This is a genomic window from Acidobacteriota bacterium, assembly GCA_003225175.1.
Classification (GTDB): Bacteria; Acidobacteriota; Terriglobia; order Terriglobales; family Acidobacteriaceae; genus Gp1-AA112.
Genome location: QIBA01000048.1, coordinates 1 through 22,980, shown reverse-complemented (window position 1 = coordinate 22,980; position 22,980 = coordinate 1). Strand labels below are relative to the sequence as shown.

Here is a 22,980-nt window from a genome sequence, read left to right as displayed (position 1 = left end):
GGAGACAAAAGCAGATGAGTAGTAGATGGAAAACAGCGCTCTCAAAACGCATGGTTGCGCCGGCGATTGCTTTGGCGACGATCATGTCTCTTGGAGCACATGAATTCTTTAAGCCAGACGTGGCGCAAGCTGCAGTCGGAACTCCAGCGCCGGCCGCAGCGGCTCTGGACGACAACAGCGTCAGCGCGTTGCTGTCGCTCGACAAGGCGATGGAGACTTTGGCTGCCCGCGTCACTCCGGCGATCGTGAATGTCACGGTTACGTCAAAGACGAAAGTAGATCTCTCGGCTGAGGGAATGCCGGAACTCCCCAACGGCATGCAAGGCTTCGGGCAGTTCTTCGGACATCCGATGCAGCCTCAGAACCGCATCGTGCATGGACTCGGAAGTGGCGTCTTCATCTCTCCTGACGGATACATCGTGACCAACAACCACGTTGTCGACGGGGCTACGGACATTCGCGTCACCATGAGCAACAAGCGAATTCTAAAAGCCAAGCTCGTCGGAGCAGATCCGCTCACCGATTTGGCTGTAATCAAAGTCAATGGCAGCAATTTTCCAAGCGTGCCATTCGGCGACTCTACCGAGCTGCAGCCTGGACAAACCGTGCTGGCATTCGGCAATCCTTTGGGATTCCGTTTCAGCGTGACTCGCGGCATCGTGAGCGCATTGAACCGTCCTAATCCGGATTCGAGCGATCCGCATAAGCCTGGACAGTTCATTCAGACCGACGCGGCCATTAACCAGGGGAATTCCGGCGGTCCGCTGGTCGATGCTCACGGAGAGGTAGTGGGAATCAACACGTTCCTTATCTCGCCTTCCGGTGCCTTTTCGGGAATGGGCTTTGCCATCCCCACGCAGATCGTGAAGCCAATCGTTGACAAGCTCATCCGGTATGGAAAAGTTCGTCATTCCTATATCGGGATTGGTATCACCGACGTCACGCCAGAGAACTCCAAGTTCTTCCAGATGTCGAAGGCTTCGGGTGCTGTTATAACGCAAGTGGAACCGAACTCGCCTGGAGCGAAAGCCGGACTCAAAGTTGGCGACGTGATCACTAAAGTCGACGGATACGAAGTGAGCGATGCCGGCCAGTTGCAGGTGGAAATCGGGCAGAAGCAGCCTGGCGAAAAGGTGGAACTCCGGGTGATGCGCGATGGCAAGGAGCTCACTCTGCCGGTTACCGTTGAAGAACTCGGCAAAACAGAGGCAGCGACGAGGAGAGCGCCGCGAATCCCGAAGGCAAGGCTCGCTGGGGCATCCGCCTGAGCGAATTGAATTCTGAGACTCGTGCTCAACTTCAAGCTCCTGACGACGTTAAAGGCGCGGTTGTAGCCCGCGTACAACCGGGCAGCCCTGCGGACAATGCTGGTCTGGCGGCGGGCGATGTTATTCAGTCGGTAAACCGCAAACCGACGCAATCTGCGGCAGATGTGAAAGAAGCCCTGTCGAAGATTCCCAACGGAGAGGATGCTCTGGTCCGGATCTGGAGCCAGGGCGGAAGCACCTTCCGAGTGATGCACTCTGGGAATCAGGGCTAGTTCGAGAAGGCGGTGCATCATATGCACCACTTTCTTCGCATAAACCCAAAACTGAACATTGAGGATACGGAGGATCTTTTTATTATCATTCCGAACCGCCGAGGCATGGGCGGTCAGGAATCCCTATGAAATGCTAAAATGCTCTGAGCACGCCAGAAGTTGTGCTTCCAACCCTCGGCAGCTCCTAGAGCTGAAACAGACCTATCGCAGTCCGCAGGATTCCTTACCGCCGAAAAGCAGCGGTTCGAACAAGGATCCAGAACTCCGTGTTCAAGTGCAGTTATCCGTACTTTGTCGGATCGGGAATTCCCGCTTCGGTAAATCCTTTATGCCGCAGCTGGCATGAGTCACAGCGTCCGCAGGCGAGTCCTTCTGGAGAAGGGTCATAGCAGCTCGAAGTGAGTGAGTAGTCCACGCCGAGTTCGCAACCTGTCGCGATGATTTGCGCTTTCGACATTTGAATTAAGGGCGCATGGATTCTGACTCTATGACCTTCGACACCTGCCTTAGTTGCAAGGTTCGCCAGTCTTTGAAAGGCGTCGATGAACTCCGGACGGCAGTCGGGATAACCGCTGTAATCCCGCGCGTTCACCCCGACGAATATGTCAGTGGATGCGATAACCTCAGCTAATCCGAGTGCGAACGATAGAAAAATGGCGTTGCGCGCGGGCACGTACGTGATGGGAATGGCATTCGATATTTGCGATTCGGGACGATCCTTCGGCACATCGATGTCCCCGGTAAGTGCAGAGCCCCCAAATTGGCGCAGATCAAAGGAAATCACGGAATGCTCAGCGCCAAAAACCGCCGCCAGCTTCTTCGCTGCGTGCAATTCGACCCGATGTCGCTGACCGTAATCGAAGCTGAGCGCGTGCGGTGCGAAGCCATCGCGACGCGCGATCGCGAGCACGGTGGCTGAATCGAGGCCGCCGCTGAGTAGGACCACTGCTTTGGGTTTCATTTGTATTTCCACCATCTGGATTCTGTCGTGCTTCCTACGGAAGTTTGTAGCAGCTTAAGAGCCTTTGAAAATTCTTGTGGCACAGCCGCCCTCGGCTGTGGCTCTGCCCAAAGCCAAGGCAGCTAGCATGCATGCACCGCGAAGCCTCAAGCCGCCATCATCCATCCTTCCATGTAGAAGGAATGCAGTAGAAACTCGTGTCCCTAATGGTGGCGGAAAATGGCCGGAGTTTGAATTTGGGCGGAGCCACAGCCGAGGGCGGCGGTGCCAAAAAGATAACGGGCCGCTTTAACGAGCTGAAGTCCTTCCTGCTAAAACTAGTTTACGAAACTCAACGACTGAACCCTCATGACGCTGCAGCCTGTATCCTTTTCCTCGTGCCCATCATGCTTCAAGCCCAGCACCTGACTCGTGCTGTAAGAAGCAAGATCATCGTGAACGACGTCAGCTTCGATGTGAACGCCGGCGAGTTGCTAGCGATCGTCGGGCCTAGCGGGGCAGGGAAGTCATCGCTGCTGCGGTTGCTCAATCGACTGGACGAACCCACAAGCGGCACTGTACTCGTCGAAGGCAAGGATTATCGCGAAATTTCCACGCGAGATTTACGACGTCGCGTCGGCATGGTCATGCAGCGACCCTTCGTCTTCCCTGGCACAGTTGCAGAGAATCTTGGCTTTGGTCCGCAGCAGCAAGGACGAACTCCTACCGATGACGAGATCGAGCAGCTGCTGCGGGATGTCGGACTCATAGGCTATGCCGGCCAGGATGTCAGGCATCTTTCCGGAGGCGAAGCCCAGCGCGTGTGCTTCGCTCGCGCTCTGGCGAATCAGCCTGCCGTTCTCCTGCTGGACGAGCCTACATCGGCGCTCGACGAAACTGCCAAGCTTGACGTGGAAACAGTGATTCGCAGGATTTCGGCGCAGGGAGTGACCTGCGTGATGGTTACGCACGACTTTCGCCAGGCGCGCCGGCTGGCCATGCGCGCTGCTCAACTTGCGTTCGGCAAGCTGGTCCGAGTCGGACCTGTATCCGAGGTGCTGAATGTTGAAACAGCTCTTTCCTAATCAAGTAGCGCTTGGATTTGCCCAAGCTGGAGTAACGGCAGTGCTCGCCATGATCGTTGGGTTTGCAGCCCGCAAGCGCGGTATTCACGTCGAATTGGAGACCCTGATCGCGCTCGGTCGTGGATTGGCGCAGATTGTTGCCGTAGGGTTTGTGCTCGTCTTGATGCTCAAAGGCCCGCAATGGACGAGCGCCTTCATGCTCTCAGCGATGGTGATCGCGGCTGGAGCTACATCGGCGCGGAGGACAAAGAAAATCCCTGGTTCGTTTCAAGTTTCATTCTGGTCCATCCTGCTCGGATCGGGTTCGGTGATCGCTGTGATGACCTGGGCTGGCGTCATCGATGGGGCCATAACATCCATCGTTCCCGTGGGCAGCATGATTATCGCCAATGCGATGAACACGAATGCTCTCGCGCTCGATCGATTTTGGGCTGAGGTGGAGTCACACGTCGGCGAGATCGAATCAGCCCTGGCGCTGGGCGCTGCACCCGACGTTAGCGTTTCTCCGGCAGTCGAGAAGTCATTCTCTGCGAGTCTGATTCCAGCGCTGAATAACCTGCGCTCCCTGGGATTGGTTTGGATTCCGGGTCTCATGGCAGGCATGGTGCTGACGGGATCTTCGCCGCTCTATGCGGCGATTTATCAGTTCGTCGTGATTGCCATGATCTTTGCTTCATCCGGACTAACGTCGCTCATCTCCACGGGCTTGATCCGTCACCGAATCTTCACGCCTGCGCAGCAGTTGGCGATAGCGCGGTGAATGGGCCGATCGAGCGCACACCAGCGCTCGACGGCCCGGAAACCCGCGGGAGGACTCTTCCGGTTAACATGACAGAGTTCTGGAATATCGAAATCTTTAGGATGCCGGCGAGCTCAGAATCTCCTTCGCCGCTCGGTATCCGCTGGCGATTGCGCCGTGAACTGTTCCGTGATGTCCGGCGAAATTTGTGGCCTCGCCGGCGAAGAACAGCGTGTTGGCAATGGGCGCAGCGAACTCGCGCTGCATATCGCAGCCGCCCCGTGCCACATAGCTGTATGCGCCTTGAGAATACGGATCGTTCTGCCAATTATGCGTGTAGGTATGCGTTAGCTCTTCGTGACAACGCTCAACTGGGATGTGGAAGACGCGCGCAAGCGAATTGAGCGCGCGCTCACAAATCTGATCATCACTTAAGAGCGAAAGTCGCTCGGCTGCATCGGCTGGAGCCCATCCGGTAAGCAGCGGCACGTCAAGAGGTGCGAAAGCCCACCACGTGGGAAAATCCGGATCTCTAGAAAACAGAAACGACATCTTCGCAAGCGGCTGTCCCTCCGCATTCATGTCCGCCCAGAAACGTCTGCGAAAGGTCATGCTCACGCGGATCACGTCACCCACGCGGAGCGCTGAGAGAGATCTCGCCTTTTCTGCGAGAGGCGGATCGAACCGGATCACACGGTTCGTGGCGCCCTGTTTCTGGACCAGGGCGAGAGGCAAAGTCGAGAGAAGCCGAGGAGCTGAGATCGTGAATCGAGAATTGCTGTTGCGAATTGCGCCGACTTCTACGGAGCCCTGTCTCCACTTCACTTGAGTAACAACCGTGCTCAGCTCAAGTTTGGCGACATTCCCGCGGAGGTTTCGGGAAAGCGCAGCGACGAGATGACCATATCCTTGCGGCAGGCGGAACTGGCTATCGCCATCGATCTTCTCTTCGGCCTCGATGCCTTCAATGAGCGATTGCACACTGATCTCCTCAGGATGCGCGGCGTGAAATCCGCGAACGTACATACAGGCTGCTCGCTTGTCTTCGTCGCTGATCTCCGGGTCTTGGAGTTGTTTTACGAAAGCCTCGAAGGATTGCTGCGGCAATCCGTGCTTCTTCATCGCGTCGAGAACTTTTTCGATGCGTTCCCAGAAATCGCATTTGCCGATGCCATGCTCGTTTGAGCAAAAGGGTTGTCCTTTGATTTTTACCGCGCGAATGTCGGCGCCGCTGATTAAGTCGAAAACCTCCGGGGGATGCCCGTGCACGAACTCAGCTCCAAGCTCGACCGCAGTTTCGAATTCTGACGGATGGATTGTGAGAACCCGCCCACCAATGCGGTCTCGTGCTTCGAGAACAAAGACGCGAACTCCAGCCTGGGAGAGCTTTCCCGCGGCGGCTAAGCCTGCGACTCCAGCACCGATGATGAGCACGTCAGGTTGAAATGATTCCATATGAATTGGATGACAACACGTAAACAGCCGGTGCTATTCCGAATGACTCATACTTGTAGCGAAGAAGCCGGCTTCAGCCGTGCCGTTAAGGAAGCAGTCAGAATCTTTGGCTTTAGCCGCTGAGCTCACCTGAAAGCTAACGCGATGCAGGCAATCCTTCCAGCGAATAACTCGCGACTTCAGCGGCTGAAGCTTACAAACTTTGCATCAATTGCTTAACGGCACGGCTAAAGCGATGCCCGTTCCACTACATCAGTCCCAATCTTCGGGGTTCAGCAATTCGGCAGGTGGACCGCTGGCGATGATTCGTCCACCTTCCATTACGAGGACTCGCTCGCCTAGTGCGAGAGCTTCTCGAACAGAATGCGTCACGTAAAGGACCGGGACGGTCCTGGCTGTGTTCCAATTGCGCAGATCGGTGACGATGTTCTTTCGCGTCGGCCGATCCAACGCTGCCAGTGGTTCGTCCAGTAAAAGTGCATGTGGCTCTGTGACGAGCGAACGTGCCAGCGCGACACGCTGGCGCTCACCTCCTGACAGATCTCCCGGCTTGCGATCTTGCAAGCCTTCGATGCCAAACTGCGCCAGCATCTTGCGGGTGCGCTCAGTCGCGGTGTTGCTCGGCTCGTGGGGCAGTCCATAGGACACATTTTCGGCAACGCTGAGATGTGGAAACAAGGCAAGACTTTGGAATACATATGCGAGTCGCCGCTGCGAAGGCCAAAGATTCAAGCCTTGTTTTGAGTCAAACAGCACTTGATTATTCATCGCGATTTTGCCGCAATCAGGCGTCTTGATTCCGGCGATGCAATCCAGGACTGATGTCTTGCCTGCTCCCGAATGGCCGAAGAGCACGGTAAAACCGGAGGGAACCTCGAAGGCACAATCGAGTTGGAAGGATGAAGAGATTTGCAGTCGGATTTCAGCTGTAAGTACGTTCAAGCGTTGCGCGCGCTCGACCACCAGAGTGAGCTTCGTCGATTTAGAGCGTACACGAGGGCGAGCGTCACGAAAGAGAAAATCAGCAGCAGCACTGACGTTCGCGCGGCGACTGTGTAGTCCAGAGCCTGCACTTCATCGTAGATCGCAATCGAGATCGTCTGTGTCACACCGGGAATGTTGCCGCCGACCATCAGCACCACCCCAAATTCGCCGATGGTATGCGCGAAGCTCAGTACTGCTCCTGTGAGTACCCCGGCTTTTGCCAGAGGCAACGTGATTGTTTGGAACCTGCGCCACCGCGATGCGCCGAGCACCGCTGCCGCGTCGAGAAGCTTGGGATCCACCGAGCCGAATGCATTTGCCATGGGTTGAACCGCAAACGGCAGGCTGTAAAGGACTGATGCTATTACCAATCCAGGAAAGGAAAACGTGAGCCGCGTGGAGAGCACGGACTCGGCAAACCGGCCAAGCGGACTCCTTGGACCAAGAGCTACGAGCATGTAATAGCCGAGCACTGTGGGTGGCAGAACCAGCGGCAGTGCAACCACTGCTTCCACCAGAAACTTCCAGCGGCCTCGCGAGAGTGCGAGCCAATATGCGAGAGGAGCGCCGATAACCAGCAGCACGAGACACACAGTCGCTGCAAGGCGGAAACTCAGGAGAATGGCTGGCCAGTTCATTGCGCCTTCTCCGGCCGTTGGAATCCGTTTTCAGCGAAGAGAGATTGCGTTTCCGCGCTCTCGAGGAACTCGACAAAACGTAGTGCCGACTTCTTATGGGCAGATGCTTTCATGACAACCGCAGCCTGCCGAAGCGGCGGATACAGTTCCTGCGGAATCATGAAATATGTGCCGTTGCCTTTCATGGCCGGAGCCAGCACGAGCGAGAGCGCGAGGATCGCGGCATCGGCGTTTCCGGAATTGGCAAATTGCGCCGTTTGCGAGATGTTTTCCCCAAGCACGAGTTTGGAGGAAACGCTTTGCCACAGCTCAGCTTTGCCAAGCACAGTTTTGGCGGCACGACCGTAGGGAGCATGTGCGGGGTTGGCAATTGCAAGCCGGCGAATCTGCGGATCAGCAACAACACTGAGACCTTTGCTGACGTCGATCGGCGAATTGCTCGGAACCCAAAGCACAATCTTTCCTATGGCGCACTCGTACAACGATCCCGGCTCGGTTAGCCCCTGAGCCTCCAGCTTCTTTGGATATTCCAAGTCTGCAGAAAAGAAAACATCAAAAGGAGCACCGTTCTGAAGCTGAGCAAAGAAGTTTCCAGAGGACCCGAAGACCAGCTTCACCTTGCTGCCGGTGTTCGTTTCGAAGCGGCTCGCGATCTCCTTCATGACCGGCTGTAGATCGGCGGCGGCGGCGATTGTCAGTTCTTCCTGGGCAAAGATCGGCAATGCGCTAGCGAAGATTAATGTGACGGTAAGAAGGAGTGTCAACCGGCTCTCTCGCACCATTCAGAACGTAGATCCGAAGCCTTCGCGCGGGTTTTTTACTCCAATGCTTAAAACCTGGCCCGAAGGCGGCCGGATCCACCGAATCCAGCATGCACGATTGCATACGATTTGACTTAACTAGTCAATACGGATTAACACGAAGCTGAGGACTCAATCGGGCAGCACAATCATTACTTCGGTCGATTTCACCAATGCCACGGCGACCATGCCCTTGGCAAGGCGCATCTCCCGGGCAGCATCGGCAGTGATGATGGAAGTAATCTTCTGGTCGCCGATGCCTAGCGTCACCTGAGCAAGAAGTCCGTCGATCTTGAGATCCATGATTCTTCCGATGAGCTGGTTTCGGCCGCTGATTTTGCGAAAGGTCTGGCGACGTTTGGGGACTGCGCCGTGCTTGCGAATCGAAGCAAGATACTTGTCCAGTTCCGATTCGGGCACGCGATGATGCCCGCCAGGAGTGAGCACTGTCTTCAGCTTGCCTCGATAAATCCACTGTTTTATCGCAGGATAGCTGATGCCAAGTACTTGGGCGGCGTCACGCGGGGTATAGAGTTTCATGAGATAGCTGCTAAGCTCTGAGCTTGTCAGCTGCTGAGCTCAAGTCCAGAGAGCCTAAGGAAGGGCGTTGGTTTTGGCCATGCCGCTGAAGTGCGCAGGCCTAATGTTCCGACTTTAGCCGCGGTGTTATTTTTTTCAAACCAGTTTTTCCTGAGTTCTCTGATACACAGTCGCAAAGTTAACAACGGCAATAAGGTTAATCCCTCGTCCGGCGCGGCTAAAGCCGACGCCCTTCCATAAGCCAGCTGCTTAGCAGCTCAGCATCTAAATGTGGCAATGGCTCAAACCCCGCTTTGCCAGATATTTCTGGTGATACTCCTCAGCGCGATAGAACGTGGACGCGGGCGTAATCTCCGTCACGATTTGGCGACGGAACCTACCTGAGGCTTGCATCTTCTCTTTCGAGGCGCGGGCGAGGCGCTCTTGTTCGGGCGAGTGAAAGAAGATCGCTGAGCGGTATTGCGTGCCGATGTCGGGCCCTTGACGATTCAGGGTTGTGGGATCGTGCGATTCCCAAAATGTGTTCAGCAGCTGGTCATAGCTAACCTTTGCCGGATCGTATGTCACCTCAACCACTTCGGCGTGGCCGGTTTCATCGGTGCAAACGTCCTGATACGTCGGGTTCTGCATGTCGCCACCAAGATAGCCGACGGCGGTGTCGATAACGCCCGGAATTTGCCGGAAACTTTCTTCAACTCCCCAAAAGCATCCAGCGCCAAAGGTTGCGGTTTCCATGATGACTCCTAAGGAGATTGTAGTGTCGTCCAAACAGAAACGACAGTACGGCGAGCCGAAGTATTGCCGGAAGCGGGCGATTCTGCAGTTTTAGGGAGGGCACCGGCTTCAGCCGTGCAGTAGGAACTGGCATTGCGTTTTAGCCACTGAGGTCCGCAGGGTACCGCGGCGGCTGAAGCCGGAACTGTTTAATGAGCATCCTGGCGGCACCGAAAGCCGGTGCCCCTCCCTAAACCGCATGTGCCCTCTTCGGCGCTCGTCTCTACATCGATTAGATTCACCTGTCCTTTAACCGAAACACGAATTTCAGCCCTGACCATGTCTGGTCTACTGCGCAAACCTTCACATCCACGAGTCCGGCTTTGAGGCCCATCTCGCGAACGATATTCTCATCCAAATCCGTGGCAACGCCGGCAGCTTTCTTGGGCCAGGAGATCCAGAGCATGCCGTTGGTATTCATTGCGGCGCGCAGCTTGGGCAGTTCCGTGTCCAATGCTTTTCGGCTTGACGTGAAAAAGTGCAGGAAGTCCAGTCCTTTGCTGAGCTTCGGCGCTCGATGAAAGTCCCCGATGTTCCGGAGTTCTTCTTCGTAGCCGGATGGATTTCCGGCAAACCACGCTTTCTGTCCTGGTTTAATGCCCAGCTTCTTGAATAGCGGAGTGCCTGAGTAACCGGCGGTCTTCATGTTGCATCCTCTTACTGCCATAGGCGCAGCGTTGGATATACTGCCGATTCGAGCGCAATTGCGCAAGCAGGCTGTGCATGGGACTCATCATTCGCTCCTCCGACATTCACGCTGCAGGCTGCTACACGACGACGAAGATCCGCAAGGGAACGTTTGTGGTTGAGTACACCGGTCCACTCATCTCGCCCGAGCAGGCCGACGAAATCTACGATGGACGCTCGACAACGTACTTATTTGGATTGCGAGATGGTAAGCGCATCATCGATGGACACGGCACGGCGATGTTCATCAATCATTCTTGCGATGCCAACTGCGAGACCGAGGAGATCGATGGGCACGTCTGGATCATCGCCATTCGCGACATCGAAGCCGGTGAAGAGCTCACGTACGATTACATGCTCTACGACGGAGCAGAAGATGATCCGGCTCCTTGCTTCTGCGGCTCTAAGAATTGCCGTGGAACCATGTATTCAGCGGAAGATATCCGGCGGCAGAAGCGAGTCAAACGTGCGACGAAGGAGTGATCCGGTACTCGTTTGAAATTTCCGATTGGGCCGTTCTCCCCTGGTGCAGATTGTGACCGGGTTTTCCTCATACTTTCCGGGTAACCCTCTGATTTTTCACTTGATATTTACTCTTTGCCTTCTCATAATCAGAGTGAAAAGAAAGCGAATGGCCTTACGAACCTGAGGTGAAACGAACCTCAACCATGCCAGGTAAGAGGCGAATCAGGAGCCGTGGAAAGATATCTTCGAGCTGAAGTAATCCGCATGCTGCGCATCACCCCGCGTCAGTTGGCGGGATGGGAGCGCGCAGGACTGATCGCTGTTGCTGAAAGTTACTCCTTTTACGATCTTCTCCAGATCAGGAAACTAAGCGAACTGCGAGCCAAGAAAGTCAGGCCTGCAATGATTCGTGCCTCGCTCGATGCTATGCAGCGGCAGGTTTCGGGCATGCAAAATCCCTTGCTCGAAGCCGGAGTTTTTTCACGCGGCTCGCGGCTTACGTTTCGGCATGAGGGACGTGAACTCGATCCACTCGCCGGCCAGTTCCTGCTCGCGTTTGATCGGCCAAAGATCGTGGAGGCGCGGACTGCGCAACCGCGAATGGCTAAAACGGCCTCTGAGTTGTTTGTGGTTGCGGTTGCGCTGGAGGAGAATCCGGCGCGGCAGCAGGAGGCGCTGGCTACCTACAAGCGTGTGCTCGAGCTCGATCCGCGGCATGCTGCTGCTTGTATCAATTTGGGAACCATCTACTACAACCAGCAGAATTATCGCGAAGCCGAAAATCATTATCGCCGCGCAGTGGAAATCGATGCGCGATACGCGCTGGGTTTCTTTGATCTGGGCAATGTGCTTGACGAGACTGGACGCCTGACCGAGGCGGTCGAAGCGTATCGTTCTGCCATTGCAATCGCTCCCAACTACGCCGATGCGCATTACAATCTCGCGCTGGCATATGAGCGTTTGCGTAAGCCGCGCAAAGCGCTCGCGCACTGGCGTGCGTATGTGCGCATGGATCCTGTCGGAGCGTGGTCCAACTACGCTCGTGGACAAATGCAGAAGATCCTCGAAAACGAGAAGCTGCGCATCGTGTGGCGCAAGCCGGGCCTCGTTCCGCACGCAAAGTAACCTCCTGGAAACTTGCGAATCGCGAGTTTATCCCTGGCCCTCTGCCCGACGCGGCGCGGTTCCCGAAATGTTAAAATCACCTCTTTGTCTGCCTTTTGGAGTCATCCTGATGCCTCAAGTACTCATCGAAACCGCCGCACGACCAGCGCCGCTCACGAATTTTACCGAGGATGAAGTCCTGTTTCGGGACAACGTGCGCCAATTCGCCGAAGAGAAACTGCGCCCGCTAGTACGCGAGATGGATGAGAAACAGGTTTTCGATCACGGATTGATCGAGCAATTTTTCCAGCTTGGACTGATGGGCATTGAAATTCCCGAGCAATATGGGGGCGGCGCAGGCGGTTTTTTCGAAGCTATCGTTGCGGTCGAAGAGATCTCGCGCGTTGATCCGTCGGCGGGAGTGCTCGTGGATGTGCAGAATACGTTGGTGAACAACGCCCTGTTGCGCTGGGGGAATGAGGAGCAGAAGCACCGGTATTTGCCGCGCATGTCAGCTGACACTGTTGGCGCGTACGCGTTGAGCGAGGCTGGTTCTGGTTCGGATGCATTCGCGATGCAAACGCGTGCTGAGTTGCGCGGTAACGAATACGTCATTAACGGCCGCAAACTTTGGATCACGAACGGCAAGGAAGCCGGCGTCTTTGTATTGTTCGCGAATCTCGATCCTTCAGCGGGATATCGAGGAATCACCGCGTTCATTGTAGAAAGAGAATTTCCAGGTTTCTCCGTCGGCAGGAAGGAGGACAAGCTGGGCATTCGCGCCTCCAGCACCTGCGAGCTGATTATGGAGGACCTGCGCGTTCCAAAAGGGAATGTCCTCGGCGAAGTTGGTAAAGGTTACAAGATCGCGATCGGGACCTTGAACGAGGGGCGCATTGGTATCGGCGCGCAGATGCTGGGACTCGCCCAAGGAGCGTGGGAAGCCGCCGCAAAGTACTCGCAGGAGCGAAAGCAATTCGGCAAGCCCATTTCGGACTTCCAGGGAATTCAGTTTCAACTGGCGCAGATGGCGACCGACATTCAGGCCGCGAGATTGATGGTTTATAACGCAGCGCGCATGAAAGATGCTGGACAGAACTTCGTGAAAGAAGCTGCGATGACGAAGCTGTTCACTTCGCAGGTCGCCGAACGCGTGAGTTCGCTGGCGGTCGAGATCTACGGCGGTAACGGATTCGTCAAAGAGTATCCGGTGGAGAAATACTTTCGCGACTCGAAGATTGGCAAAATCTACGAGGGCACGTCGAATATGCAGCTCCAGACGATTGCCAAGCTAGTGCTCTCAAAGTGAAATCAAGCAGCAATCGCCGCAGATTTCCGCGCCTGCTCGTGGGTGAAGAGGCGCGCGTTTACGACGACACCGGGCGCGAACTTGGTCTGCTGTCGCAAGTCAGCGGCAATGGAATGAATATCGAAGTCTCATCACTTCCGTTTGCGCAGTCGCTCGAACCGGGCCGCAGAATGCGGATCAGCATCGTCGAGTCAAGTTCGCGAGAAACGAATGTAGTGGATGTTGTTGTGCGTCGTCTGGAAGGCAACATCCTGGGCCTGCAGTTCGTGGACAAAGTAGCGGACTAGCTCTCGCTTCCGGATCGAAAACTAACCACGGGTATAATCCAAACATGTCGATCGTGAAGCACATCGGAGCTATCGCCAAGGGGATGGCGATTACCTTCAAGGAGATGTTTCAGCCTACGATTGTCGAGAACTATCCCGACGGCGCGGGACCGCTTCGTGGCGCCAGATTTCAGGAACGCTTCCGCGGTCTGCATGTGCTTCAGCGTGACGAGAACGGTCTGGAGAAATGTGTTGCCTGCTTCCTCTGCGCCGCTGCGTGTCCTTCGAACTGCATCTATATCGAAGCCGCCGAGAATACAGCTGAGAACCGCATCAGCGGCGCCGAGCGTTATGCTGCGGTCTATAACATCGATTACAACCGATGCATCTTCTGCGGCTATTGCGTGGAAGCCTGTCCTACCGACGCAATCACCCATGGCCACGGTTTCGAGTTAGCCACTTTCAACGCGACGAATCTCGTTTATCGCAAGGAACAGCTTCTCGCCCCGATTCCTGGAGGTAAGCTTCGCCCAGTGAAACCTGAGCCAGAGCTGGAAGCCGCTCATTAGTGACACGCGCCTTTGTTGCTGTGACCGATTCTCAGCTTGTGCTTATCCCAACGCTACAAACCCTGCGGCTCACGTTGCGTCCTCTGGAGCTTGCCGACGCTGACCAGGTGCAGGCCTTGTTTCCAAAATGGGAGATAGTCCGTTACCTGACGGCTCAAGTCCCATGGCCTTATCCAGCCGACGTCGCGTTTCAGTTCTACCGAACATCGCTATTCCTGCGATGGAGCGAGGAGATGCCTGGCAGTGGATATTGACGCTCAATAGTGCTCCGAGTGAGGTGATCGGAAGTATCGGCCTGACGAAGAACAAAGACGCGAACCGTGGCTTCTGGCTGGGCCTGCCTTGGCAAGACAAGGGCTAATGACTGAAGCTTGCGAAGTGGTCACCGAGTACTGGTTCAGTACGCCGAAGTTTCCAGTCTTGCGAGTTCCCAAAGCGGTTGCGAATACGGCGTCGCGCCGGATCTGGGAAAAAGAAGGCATGCGCGTTGTGGCAGTGGAAGAACGCGATTAGGTATGCGGGCGCCTTTCAACAGAAGTATGGGAAATCGCTGCCGAAGAATGGCGTGCGCGCCAACCCCAATGGCCGGTAGCGGAATCAGAGTTCGTGAGGACACAGGAGATGATTCTGATTCTTCTCGTAATTCTGCTGGTGCTGGCTCTGGGAACAGCTCCGGTTTACCCGTACAGCCGGGGATGGGGCTACTACCCAAGCGGCACGCTCGGAACGATTCTGCTAATCATTCTGATCCTGTACTTACTCCACTACGTTTAAAGTGCAGGAATCAGAACGCCTTGCGCTGATTGTCTCAGCTTAAAGAATCAAATCCAACATAGCGTCCGCCTACCCAGCTTTGAGGTTCTGGACTATTCAGCAAAGGTGCCGACGAAGGCGCTTCGCTTGCCATGACGGTCCCAATCTACGCCTAACCCTGGGCCTTGGTATTCATCAGTCATGGCTACTGCCGCCATGGAGTGTTCAAGTTTCGTTAATGGCGGATAGTAGGTCGTCTCAGCGCCGCAGGTGTGGTCGCCTTCATTCAGTGCACGAGTTTGGATTTCAGCAAAGGTTCCTGCGCGCAGCGTTGCTTCTCCGTGATGCGCGTGATCGGGCAGCACGTTCATCTCAATCGTCGTCGGAATCACCCGAAGAACGGTGTCGGTGAGCTTTCCACCCATATGCTGCGCAAATGAAACCAACGCTTTCCGTTGGGCAGGCGTTGCCTGCTCATCGACCAGCATTACCGACTTGGCGGGATATGGATTAGCATACGGATCGCCGAGCGTTGCATTCGCCTTCACAGCAGCAATTACCGTGAGCCCATCGAGCTTTTGTCCGTTCCAACTTCCATTGCGGACATGCCACGCGAGCAGCGCCTGGTCCCCGACGAGTCCCACTTCACCGTTGGCGAAGCATTGCGCCACATAGACATCCGCGCTGCGACTTTCGAGATAGTCGCCGGTAATCTTTTGTCCTTGACTCGCGAAGGCCACTGCGCCACTCAGCAGAGTAACTAGTAGACCTTTCCAAACATTGCGCATACCGCACTCCCTCAATGACTTCGATGTTCCAGAACGGAAAAGAATTTAGCTTCACTCAGCTGTTTCGCTCAGCAAAATCGCTGCAAACCGCTTCTTTCATCGTCTCTCTGGCGAGACGAAAAGTCCAGTGTTTATGCGCCTTCTCCAGATCACCCGCACTTGCCCGTTCCGTGACACGGACGATGCGCACGGCAATTGCCTGGTTCAGCTACTTGGCCGTCGGGCCCAATGCAGGTCTGCGTGTGTACACACCAGTAGTTGCCGTCGTTCGCCGGAGGCACTGTCGGATCGGGCTCCACGTTCAGATAGATACGCTTCCAGCGCAGCGACGGACAGAGATCGGGATGGCTCGTATTAAAGCGGTCGAAATCATTGACAATCATGCCTGTCCTCCTTTGGCAGCCTGAAGCAGAGCTCGTTTTACGGCTACTCGCGCCAGCTGGATCTTGTGCTTATTTCGGCCCAAACTTTTAGCATTCGCCAGGGCAGCAGCTCCCGCTGCGTCTGCGGTCTGTTCCGAAATCGTCTTTCCAGCAACCGCCTGCGCGGCTTCATTCGAAACCCAGGGAATGGGCGCAACGTGACTCATGACTACGCGCGCGGAACGAACTGTGCCGCCGTTCATGTCCAGCACTACTGACGCAGTGGCATACGGCCAATCGAAAGCTGCCTTTTGCCGCACTTCATAGTGAGAGGCCTTCGCTCCGGAGGGCTGGGCGGGAACGATCAAGTCGGTGACGATTTCATTGGGCCGTAGATCATGCTCGCGCTCATTTTCGCTCTTCGGGATGACGAAGAACTTCTCGAGAGGGATCTCGCGAGGTCCCTTTGGGCCAAAGAGACGAATGCGTGCGTTATAAGCGATTAATGCGGGAGCAACGCTGGACGGGCTCACAAAGTAAGCCGGTCCCTCATTCCCAAGAACCGCGTGATGACGATTGTCGCCAGCAACCACGAGCGACTTTCCATTCGGACCCATCGCAAGCAGTCCGAATCCATTTCGGAACCACCAGCATCGTGGACGCTGGCACATGTTTCCACCGATGGTGGCCACATTGCGAATCTGCGGACTGGCTGCATCTCCGGCAGCTTGCGCCAATATGGGGTAATGTTCTTTCACTTGCGCGTCCTCGGAGATTTCGAACAATGTCATGAGGGAACCGATGCGCAAACCTCGCGATGGAGTGAAGCTGAGGCCCCGCAGTTCCTGGACATCCTTCACGTTCACCAGTCGCTTGGGATGGACGATGTCGTCCTTCATCAAAGCAAGCAGATCGCTTCCGCCGGCAAGAACCTCAGCATCGTTCCATTGCTGTCCGAGAAGACCAACGGCCTGCTGTTTCTGTTTGGGACTGGTGTATTCGAAGGCTCTCATGCGCGGCCTCCTTCCGACTGGCCCTCAAGCGCTGCCAGGACGCGCTCCGGAGTAAGCGGCAAGTAGGGAACTCGCACGCCAATAGCATTGGCTACGGCATTCGAGATCGCCGCACCTGGCGAGACCGTCGGTGGCTCGCCAATTCCGATCACTCCCCTTTCGTCGTAACCGGGACCAGTCATCAGGCGTACCACCAGTTCGCCAACATCGCCGATTCCTGCGAGGCGATAATTATCCATACTGTTGTTCAGCATCAGTCCGGTCGTCTGATCCATCACTTTCTCTTCGTACAGCGCGTAACTCACGCCCATGATCATAGCGCCCAAAACTTGGCTTTCGGCCTGTTTGGGGCTGATCACAAGACCGCAGTCCTGGACGGCAACCATCTTGTTGATTTTCACGATGCCGGTTTCAATGTCGACCGACACGTCGGCCATCTGCACGCCCCCCACTCCGCTGTTGATCAGGTCGCCTTCTCCCGGATTCGTGCCGCGTACTGTGAGCGTCTGCGCCCCGAGTCTGGAACAGGCTTCCTTCCAGCCAAGGCCGCGGTTTGGATCACTGGCAACGCGCACCCGGCTCTCAACGATCTCTAACTCATTCGGCTGCGCATTCAGAGTGGCAGCAACTTTCGCAAGGAGTTGCCTCTTTGCGTCCGTAGCAGCGCGGAACGTGGCCGAACTGACTCCGCCAATGGTGCTGCTGCCGCCGGAGGCGCTGTCGGGCGGATATTGGTTGTCGCCGATCTGAAGACTGATTGCCTCCATAGGGATGCCGAGGGTATCGGCGGCAACCGTCAGTATTGAAGTTCTGGTTCCGGTGCCGATATCCTGTGTTCCCATTTTGATTTCGACTGATCCATCGGGATGGATTGAAAGATCGCAGTTGCTGGTATGTCCGCGTCCGCCCCAGGTGTGCAGTGCGAGCCCAAGGCCGCGTTTTACTGGGCCATCGGTCTTATCCCCGCGAGGATGCCACAGCGACTTCCACTGCATGAGGTCGTTGGCCACATCGAGCTCTTCAGAATAGATTTTCGAACGCGGGTCCAGCAGGTCGATGTTCTTCTTCACCAAGTCGAAGGCGTCCATTCCTAACTTCGCGGCAAGATCATCGAGCGCGCACATGGTGAGTACGCACATCTGCGGATGGTTTGGAGCACGCCAAGCGCGCGACGGTCCGATATGGTTTACCACGCCAACGTACTGTTTCTGCTGATTCGGTATCTTCCAGATATACGGAATGGCAAGTGATCCGGGCGCGGTGGGCCCGCCTGATCCCCACGCGTAAGACTCCCATGCGAGGAGCGTTCCGTCTTTTTTCGCGCCCACCTTCACGCGAGCGTAAGCCGATGGGCGGCAACCCGCAGTCTCCAGTTCGGTTGCTCGGTTGAGCATCATCTTTACCGGAACACCGCCTGCCTTTTTCGAGAGCTGCGCTGCGGCAATGCCCCACGGATCGAGGCCAAGCTTGCTGCCGAATCCACCACCCACATGGTCCTGATGCACGTGAACGTTTGCCGCAGGCATGTCGATGGCTTTAGCCACCTGTTCGCCAATTCCAGGAACGTTTTGCGTGGAAATGTGGAGGAAGAGATGATCCGGATCGGTCCACTCTGCGATGCTACCGTGGGTTTCCAGGCAGCAGTGAGTGATCACAGGTGAGCCATAGTAGCCCTCGTGCGTGACTTCAGACTGCTGAAATGCCGAAACGGGGTCTCCTACGGTCTCCTTCTGAGCGACTTTGTAAAGTTCGCCTTTCTGAGCCTCGGAGAGGTTCGGCTCTTTATCGTTCAGAACGAAGTGAGGAAGCTGCTCGTACTCGACTTTGATCGCGCGCACGGCATCACCCGCTGTCGGCTCGTCAACCGCAGCTACAGCGACAATATCTGTCCCAGCCCAGAAGACTTCGCCCTTGGCTCCGTCGTTTGGGCCATGAATGATGTGGACGGCCTTTACGCCGGGCATCTTCTCGGCGGCCGAGCTGTCGATGCTTTTTACGCGCGCGTGAGCGTATGGGCACTTGACGCTATCGCCGTACAGCATGTTGGGACGAACAATGTCATAGGTGTACTTGGCGCGTCCTGAAGCCTTCGCAGGCCCATCGACGCGGTTGATGCGCTTGCCGATCAGCTTGCGCTTGCTCGCATCGGGCCACTGATAAGTGTTCTCTGCCATGACTATGCTCCGCCTTTCTGTGGCTGGGGTCCGGAGAGCTGGGCCACAGCGCCTTTAATGCCCGCGTAAGTTCCGCAGCGGCAGAAGTTGCCACCTAGACCCCGGGCTATCTCTTCAGGCGTCGCATTCGGATGCTTATCGACAAAGGCCTTAGTGGCCATCACGAATCCAGGCGTGCAGAAGCCGCACTGCTGCGCGTCATTGTCGACGAACGCGGCAGAAGCAGGATGCAGCTGTCCCTGAGGAGCCAAGCCATCGGTCGTCAGGATCTGCTTACCCTGTGCCTCAATGGCCAAGACCGAGCAGGAATACACGGCCTTGTTATCCAGCAGAACGGTGCAAGCTCCGCAGGCTGCGCGGTCACAAACTCGCTTTGGTCCTGTGACCTCGAATTTTTCGCGGAGGGCGTCGAGCAGAGTCACGCGAGGCTCAAGGTTCGCGCCGAGGCGCTTGCCATTCACGTTGAGAGCAACTGGAACCTTACCGGGACCGAAGACGTGAACTTCCTGTCCTTCGACTTCCAGAACGGTAGGGCCAAGAACGAGCGGGGCAGACGTAGTTATCGCGGAGATTTTCAGGAACTTACGCCGAGAAATTCCTGAGTCCTTGGGGGATTCCTGATCACTCATCCTATGGTCTCCTTTGTGAGTGCTTCAGAAGTAACCGGAAATGGTAGCGCAACGGCCGTTTCTTTGCAGAATGCGTTTTACTGAACAAATTGGTCTGAAGACGCTTAGGGTCCCCCCCCATCCTTTGCGCCTGCGTCGAGCGACGCTGTGTAGATCTTCAAAATCGATAAACCAAAATGCCTCCTCTTAAAAACGGAGCGCAGGGCACCCGTCGTAACACAATAAAGGCGGAACTTTCCGACAGCGGCCCGTGGACCGCTGCTCGCGCCGAATACGACCAATCTTCGGCTGCGTAGGTGGAATTACTCCGCGTCTGGTAGCTTTTGAACAATGCCGCGAGCGTCCAAGGCGATAGGTCCACTAGAACCACTATGGCATGTACGGGACCAGCAGCAGCATCTGCGCGAACTGATCGCCTCCGATCCCGAGCTCAAAGAGGCTCCATTGCGCCGGGACGTGCGCAATCTCGGGCGGATCCTGGGTGAGGTGATCAAGGAGCAGGCTGGGCTGGAGGTCTTCGACTCAGTTGAGCGACTGCGGAATCTCAGCATTCAGCAGCGCGAGCAGGGAAAGATTGCGGAAGACCCATCGCTGCGCACGATGGACTTGCGCCATGCCTTCCTGGTGGTGCGGGCGTTCGCCATCTATTTCGAGCTAGTCAACCTGGCGGAGACCAACCACCGCAAACGCCGCCGGCGAGCAGCACAAGTGAATCACAGCGAGCCGCAGGCAGGCACGATCGCGGGGAGTTTCCGCCGCTTCAAAGCTGCAGGAATCAGTCTTGAGGAAGTGATCAAGGCAATGCGCTGCGTCTACGCGATCCCGGTCTTCACGGCACATCCGACCGAGATCGCGAGGCGGACGGTGCTGATGAAGCGCGAGCGATTATCAAGACTGCTCGAGAGTCTCGATAACGCGCCGCTCACCGATGAAACAGCTGAGAAGGTAGCTGAAGAAATCGCGGCCGAGATCACCGCGCTTTGGCAGAGCGACGAGGTTCGCCGTCGCACGCCGACTGTGCGTGATGAGATCAAAATGGGACTGGACTATTACCGTGCCAGCCTGATCCGCAGTGTACCGGAAGTCTACGAAAACATTGCCCGGGCACTGAACGCAGAGTTCCAGTCCGATATCGGAATTTCCGATCTGCCACGTATGATTGCCTTCGGTTCCTGGATCGGCGGCGATCGCGATGGGAATCCCTTCGTTACCGTCGCCAGCACGGAGCAGGCGCTGCAATTAGCGCGCGAATTGATTTTTCATAACTATGGACAAATGATTCGCGGTCTTCTTGTGCTCCTGAGCTCGGCCACAAGCATCAGCAAAATTTCCACCGAATTGGGAGACGCACTGAAGCACTACGCCACGCGTTTTTCCGACGTGCATGCGCGGGCTCTTACATATTCGGAGACCGAGGCCTATCGCCATTTCTTACTCTATGTACAAGAGCGCCTGGCGCGGGCGGTCAAAAGCGCCGATGCTGACGGCGCATATGCGAAACCCGCCGAGTTTATCGCGGATCTGCAATTGGTGCGCGAGAGTCTCGCCGAAAACTGGGGTGGGCGTATCGCTGAGGAGCTCATTGATCCACTGCTAATCATTGTCGAGACCTTTGGCTTTCACCTGCACACGCTCGACATTCGCCAACACGCCAAGTTCCATTCTGAAGCTATCGAGACTCTGACTGCGCGGCCCGGCCACGACTTAACATCCACCTCGGAGAATATGCGGCTTGTCCTCGACACAGCCCGAGCCACGGGAGAGCTGAAGCGTCGATATCCTCCCGAAGCAGTTCGCAGTTATGTCATCAGTGGCGCGACCTCGGCCCAGGATGTCTTTAATGTGGTTCGGCTGGCGTCGATCTCGGGAGTTCAAGTGGAAGGCAAGGGCGACGATCCGGGATTGATGCCCGTTCCGCTATTTGAGTCTATTCAGGATCTTCGCGCATGCCCCGCGATTTGTCGTGAATTGTGGAGTTCGCCTGCTTACGCTCGGCTGCTCGATTCATGGCAGCGAAGACAGGAAGTGATGCTGGGCTACTCCGACAGCAACAAAGACGGAGGCATGCTCACCAGCCTGTGGGAAATCTATAAAGCGCATCGGGAACTGCATCGCGTGGCACGCGAGTGCAATGTTCATCTGACTATCTTTCATGGGCGCGGCGGAACGGTCGGGCGCGGCGGAGGTCCCACACATCGCGCGGTGGTGGCGCAGCCTGTGGGAGCGTTTAGCGGGCATTTCAAGATTACGGAACAGGGCGAAGTGCTCAACTGGAAGTATGCGGAACCGATTTTAGCTGAGCGCTCTCTCGAGTTAATGGTTGCGGCTTCACTCGAAGCTCTTGTTCGTCCTAATGGTCCCAAAGTGGGAGACGACGCGCAGTGGGAAGCGGCCATGGAGGAGCTTTCGCGCACAGCTTTCGAATTCTATCGCCGGAACATAGCTGAAAATCCGGACGTGATGGTGTATTTCGAGCAGTCCACGCCCATCGGCGAGCTGCAGAACGTGAAGATCGGATCGCGTCCTGCCAAACGCAAACAAACGCGCAGCCTCGAAGATCTGCGCGCGATTCCGTGGGTCTTCGGCTGGATGCAGAGCCGATGCCTGCTGCCTGCATGGTTCGGCGTTGGGCATGCCCTGGAGCAATTCCTGGCCAACCCGGATGGAGCGAACACGCTGCGACGGATGTACAAAGAGTTCCCGCTATTCAGCGACCTGCTCGAAAATTCCGAAATGGGACTCGCCAAGGCCGACTTCAATATCGCACGGCTGTATTCCACACTGGTTAGCGATGAAGAGTTGCGTGCTCGAGTCTTCAACATTTTGGAATCGGAGTTCTTGCGCACAAAGAAGCTGCTGCTCCAGATCACGGACCAACCTTGTTTGCTCCAGAACAACCAGATTTTGGCGCGCTCGATTCGGTTGAGAAATCCGTATGTCGATCCTATGAGCATCCTTCAGGCCGAGCTGTTGCGCCGTAAGCGGGCCGAAGAGAAGAGTGAGGATCTGGATTACGTGCTGGGAGCCACGATCAATGGCATCGCCGCGGGTTTGAGGAATACGGGGTGAGAAAGTGGCTCGGATTGGAATTGCGTGTTATCAAAGCCACATAAGGCCCTGTCATCCTGAGCCCCTCTTGTGGGCGAAGGATCTCCCGCGATTCGTCGGACTAAATCGCCCTGTCACGGCTTTCTACGAGAATCTGGACCGAAGAGCCGAGACACAGCAATCAAGTCTGAAATATCGCGGGAGATCCTTCGCACGAAGAGGGCTCAGATGTGATGAAAGCAGGCGTGCCTCCCAGAGGGTACATTCGTGCTCGAAGCACAGAACCCTGAAGGAGGCACGGAATGATCCACGTAGGAG

The 22,980-nt window shown here is 56.0% G+C and carries 22 protein-coding genes and 2 pseudogenes; 11 read left to right on the top strand and 13 right to left on the bottom strand.

Annotated features, from left to right (window positions below; genetic code table 11):
* The first annotated feature begins 14 nt into the window (after positions 1-14).
* Positions 15-1,540, top strand: a pseudogene (locus tag DMG62_12955) (protease Do).
* Between the two features lie 280 nt (positions 1,541-1,820).
* Here the strand turns inward: DMG62_12955 and queC are convergent.
* On the bottom strand, positions 1,821-2,501 hold the full coding sequence (gene queC, locus DMG62_12950; protein PYY22511.1) for a 7-cyano-7-deazaguanine synthase QueC: 681 nt from the start codon (positions 2,499-2,501) through the stop codon (positions 1,821-1,823).
* A gap of 386 nt (positions 2,502-2,887) precedes the next feature.
* On the opposite strand from queC, the gene DMG62_12945 reads away from it, so the two are divergent.
* A complete protein-coding gene (locus DMG62_12945) occupies positions 2,888-3,565 on the top strand; it encodes a choline transporter (GenBank protein PYY22551.1) in 678 nt (225 codons plus the stop codon).
* A complete protein-coding gene (locus DMG62_12940) occupies positions 3,543-4,325 on the top strand; it encodes an ABC transporter permease (protein ID PYY22510.1) in 783 nt (260 codons plus the stop codon). The genes DMG62_12945 and DMG62_12940 overlap by 23 nt, the downstream gene beginning before the upstream one ends.
* A 96-nt stretch (positions 4,326-4,421) precedes the next feature.
* Here the strand turns inward: DMG62_12940 and DMG62_12935 are convergent, their stop codons facing one another.
* The 7 genes from DMG62_12935 to DMG62_12905 form a co-directional block, all read right to left on the bottom strand.
* Complete coding sequence (locus tag DMG62_12935) at positions 4,422-5,759, bottom strand: hypothetical protein (protein ID PYY22509.1); 1,338 nt, start codon at positions 5,757-5,759, stop codon at positions 4,422-4,424.
* A gap of 252 nt (positions 5,760-6,011) precedes the next feature.
* Positions 6,012-6,725 carry a hypothetical protein gene (locus DMG62_12930; GenBank protein ID PYY22508.1) on the bottom strand — a complete coding sequence of 238 codons (714 nt, stop codon included), beginning with the start codon at positions 6,723-6,725 and terminating at the stop codon, positions 6,012-6,014.
* A complete protein-coding gene (modB, locus tag DMG62_12925; GenBank protein ID PYY22507.1) occupies positions 6,698-7,381 on the bottom strand; it encodes a molybdate ABC transporter permease subunit in 684 nt (227 codons plus the stop codon). Before modB ends, DMG62_12930 begins: the two co-directional genes overlap by 28 nt.
* Entirely contained in the window at positions 7,378-8,163 is a 786-nt protein-coding gene (modA, locus tag DMG62_12920; protein PYY22506.1) for a molybdate ABC transporter substrate-binding protein, read from the bottom strand. Before modA ends, modB begins: the two co-directional genes overlap by 4 nt.
* A 150-nt stretch (positions 8,164-8,313) precedes the next feature.
* Positions 8,314-8,721 carry a molybdenum-pterin-binding protein gene (locus DMG62_12915; GenBank protein ID PYY22505.1) on the bottom strand — a complete coding sequence of 136 codons (408 nt, stop codon included), beginning with the start codon at positions 8,719-8,721 and terminating at the stop codon, positions 8,314-8,316.
* Between the two features lie 264 nt (positions 8,722-8,985).
* Positions 8,986-9,456: a peptide-methionine (S)-S-oxide reductase gene (gene msrA, locus DMG62_12910; protein ID PYY22504.1), complete on the bottom strand. Its 471-nt coding sequence runs from the start codon at positions 9,454-9,456 to the stop codon at positions 8,986-8,988.
* A gap of 277 nt (positions 9,457-9,733) precedes the next feature.
* Positions 9,734-10,141 (bottom strand): DUF3052 domain-containing protein, encoded by a 408-nt coding sequence (locus DMG62_12905; protein ID PYY22503.1) that lies wholly within the window; start codon positions 10,139-10,141, stop codon positions 9,734-9,736.
* Between the two features lie 77 nt (positions 10,142-10,218).
* On the opposite strand from DMG62_12905, the gene DMG62_12900 reads away from it, so the two are divergent.
* From DMG62_12900 to DMG62_12870, 7 genes and pseudogenes are all read left to right on the top strand, one after another.
* Positions 10,219-10,665, top strand: coding sequence for an SET domain-containing protein-lysine N-methyltransferase (locus DMG62_12900; protein ID PYY22502.1), 447 nt, complete (start codon positions 10,219-10,221; stop codon positions 10,663-10,665).
* A 246-nt stretch (positions 10,666-10,911) separates the two neighbouring features.
* On the top strand, positions 10,912-11,772 hold the full coding sequence (locus DMG62_12895; GenBank protein ID PYY22501.1) for a hypothetical protein: 861 nt from the start codon (positions 10,912-10,914) through the stop codon (positions 11,770-11,772).
* A 109-nt stretch (positions 11,773-11,881) separates the two neighbouring features.
* Positions 11,882-13,060: an acyl-CoA dehydrogenase gene (locus tag DMG62_12890; protein PYY22500.1), complete on the top strand. Its 1,179-nt coding sequence runs from the start codon at positions 11,882-11,884 to the stop codon at positions 13,058-13,060.
* Positions 12,970-13,347 (top strand): hypothetical protein, encoded by a 378-nt coding sequence (locus tag DMG62_12885; GenBank protein ID PYY22499.1) that lies wholly within the window; start codon positions 12,970-12,972, stop codon positions 13,345-13,347. The genes DMG62_12890 and DMG62_12885 overlap by 91 nt, the downstream gene beginning before the upstream one ends.
* 44 nt (positions 13,348-13,391) lie before the next feature.
* The gene (locus DMG62_12880) at positions 13,392-13,895 is read left to right on the top strand and encodes an NADH-quinone oxidoreductase subunit NuoI (protein ID PYY22498.1); all 504 of its coding nucleotides are present in this window, start codon (positions 13,392-13,394) and stop codon (positions 13,893-13,895) included.
* 38 nt (positions 13,896-13,933) lie between these two features.
* A pseudogene (locus DMG62_12875) lies at positions 13,934-14,408 on the top strand (GNAT family N-acetyltransferase).
* 108 nt (positions 14,409-14,516) lie between these two features.
* Entirely contained in the window at positions 14,517-14,669 is a 153-nt protein-coding gene (locus DMG62_12870) for a DUF3309 domain-containing protein (GenBank protein ID PYY22497.1), read from the top strand.
* A gap of 92 nt (positions 14,670-14,761) precedes the next feature.
* Here DMG62_12870 and DMG62_12865 read toward each other — a convergent pair whose 3' ends face one another.
* From DMG62_12865 to DMG62_12845, 5 genes are all read right to left on the bottom strand, one after another.
* The gene (locus DMG62_12865) at positions 14,762-15,436 is read right to left on the bottom strand and encodes a hypothetical protein (protein ID PYY22496.1); all 675 of its coding nucleotides are present in this window, start codon (positions 15,434-15,436) and stop codon (positions 14,762-14,764) included.
* A 149-nt stretch (positions 15,437-15,585) separates the two neighbouring features.
* Complete coding sequence (locus tag DMG62_12860; GenBank protein PYY22495.1) at positions 15,586-15,819, bottom strand: hypothetical protein; 234 nt, start codon at positions 15,817-15,819, stop codon at positions 15,586-15,588.
* On the bottom strand, positions 15,816-16,811 hold the full coding sequence (locus DMG62_12855; GenBank protein ID PYY22494.1) for a molybdopterin dehydrogenase: 996 nt from the start codon (positions 16,809-16,811) through the stop codon (positions 15,816-15,818). The genes DMG62_12860 and DMG62_12855 overlap by 4 nt, the downstream gene beginning before the upstream one ends.
* Positions 16,808-18,985 carry a xanthine dehydrogenase family protein molybdopterin-binding subunit gene (locus DMG62_12850; GenBank protein PYY22493.1) on the bottom strand — a complete coding sequence of 726 codons (2,178 nt, stop codon included), beginning with the start codon at positions 18,983-18,985 and terminating at the stop codon, positions 16,808-16,810. Before DMG62_12850 ends, DMG62_12855 begins: the two co-directional genes overlap by 4 nt.
* A gap of 2 nt (positions 18,986-18,987) precedes the next feature.
* Entirely contained in the window at positions 18,988-19,614 is a 627-nt protein-coding gene (locus tag DMG62_12845) for a hypothetical protein (GenBank protein PYY22492.1), read from the bottom strand.
* A gap of 330 nt (positions 19,615-19,944) precedes the next feature.
* On the opposite strand from DMG62_12845, the gene DMG62_12840 reads away from it, so the two are divergent.
* Positions 19,945-22,683: a phosphoenolpyruvate carboxylase gene (locus tag DMG62_12840; GenBank protein ID PYY22491.1), complete on the top strand. Its 2,739-nt coding sequence runs from the start codon at positions 19,945-19,947 to the stop codon at positions 22,681-22,683.
* Positions 22,684-22,980: the final 297 nt, after the last annotated feature.

Excerpts from the sequence above, each read along its gene's own strand:
- queC (PYY22511.1), bottom strand. The coding sequence starts at position 2,501 with ATGAAACCCAAAGCAGTGGTCCTACTCAGCGGCGGCCTCGATTCAGCC.
- DMG62_12945 (PYY22551.1), top strand. The coding sequence starts at position 2,888 with ATGCTTCAAGCCCAGCACCTGACTCGTGCTGTAAGAAGCAAGATCATC.
- DMG62_12940 (PYY22510.1), top strand. The coding sequence starts at position 3,543 with ATGTTGAAACAGCTCTTTCCTAATCAAGTAGCGCTTGGATTTGCCCAA.
- DMG62_12935 (PYY22509.1), bottom strand. The coding sequence starts at position 5,759 with ATGGAATCATTTCAACCTGACGTGCTCATCATCGGTGCTGGAGTCGCA.
- modB (PYY22507.1), bottom strand. The coding sequence starts at position 7,381 with ATGAACTGGCCAGCCATTCTCCTGAGTTTCCGCCTTGCAGCGACTGTG.
- modA (PYY22506.1), bottom strand. The coding sequence starts at position 8,163 with ATGGTGCGAGAGAGCCGGTTGACACTCCTTCTTACCGTCACATTAATC.
- DMG62_12915 (PYY22505.1), bottom strand. The coding sequence starts at position 8,721 with ATGAAACTCTATACCCCGCGTGACGCCGCCCAAGTACTTGGCATCAGC.
- msrA (PYY22504.1), bottom strand. The coding sequence starts at position 9,456 with ATGGAAACCGCAACCTTTGGCGCTGGATGCTTTTGGGGAGTTGAAGAA.
- DMG62_12905 (PYY22503.1), bottom strand. The coding sequence starts at position 10,141 with ATGAAGACCGCCGGTTACTCAGGCACTCCGCTATTCAAGAAGCTGGGC.
- DMG62_12900 (PYY22502.1), top strand. The coding sequence starts at position 10,219 with ATGGGACTCATCATTCGCTCCTCCGACATTCACGCTGCAGGCTGCTAC.
- DMG62_12895 (PYY22501.1), top strand. The coding sequence starts at position 10,912 with ATGCTGCGCATCACCCCGCGTCAGTTGGCGGGATGGGAGCGCGCAGGA.
- DMG62_12890 (PYY22500.1), top strand. The coding sequence starts at position 11,882 with ATGCCTCAAGTACTCATCGAAACCGCCGCACGACCAGCGCCGCTCACG.
- DMG62_12880 (PYY22498.1), top strand. The coding sequence starts at position 13,392 with ATGTCGATCGTGAAGCACATCGGAGCTATCGCCAAGGGGATGGCGATT.
- DMG62_12870 (PYY22497.1), top strand. The coding sequence starts at position 14,517 with ATGATTCTGATTCTTCTCGTAATTCTGCTGGTGCTGGCTCTGGGAACA.
- DMG62_12865 (PYY22496.1), bottom strand. The coding sequence starts at position 15,436 with ATGCGCAATGTTTGGAAAGGTCTACTAGTTACTCTGCTGAGTGGCGCA.
- DMG62_12860 (PYY22495.1), bottom strand. The coding sequence starts at position 15,819 with ATGATTGTCAATGATTTCGACCGCTTTAATACGAGCCATCCCGATCTC.
- DMG62_12855 (PYY22494.1), bottom strand. The coding sequence starts at position 16,811 with ATGAGAGCCTTCGAATACACCAGTCCCAAACAGAAACAGCAGGCCGTT.
- DMG62_12850 (PYY22493.1), bottom strand. The coding sequence starts at position 18,985 with ATGGCAGAGAACACTTATCAGTGGCCCGATGCGAGCAAGCGCAAGCTG.
- DMG62_12845 (PYY22492.1), bottom strand. The coding sequence starts at position 19,614 with ATGAGTGATCAGGAATCCCCCAAGGACTCAGGAATTTCTCGGCGTAAG.
- DMG62_12840 (PYY22491.1), top strand. The coding sequence starts at position 19,945 with ATGCCGCGAGCGTCCAAGGCGATAGGTCCACTAGAACCACTATGGCAT.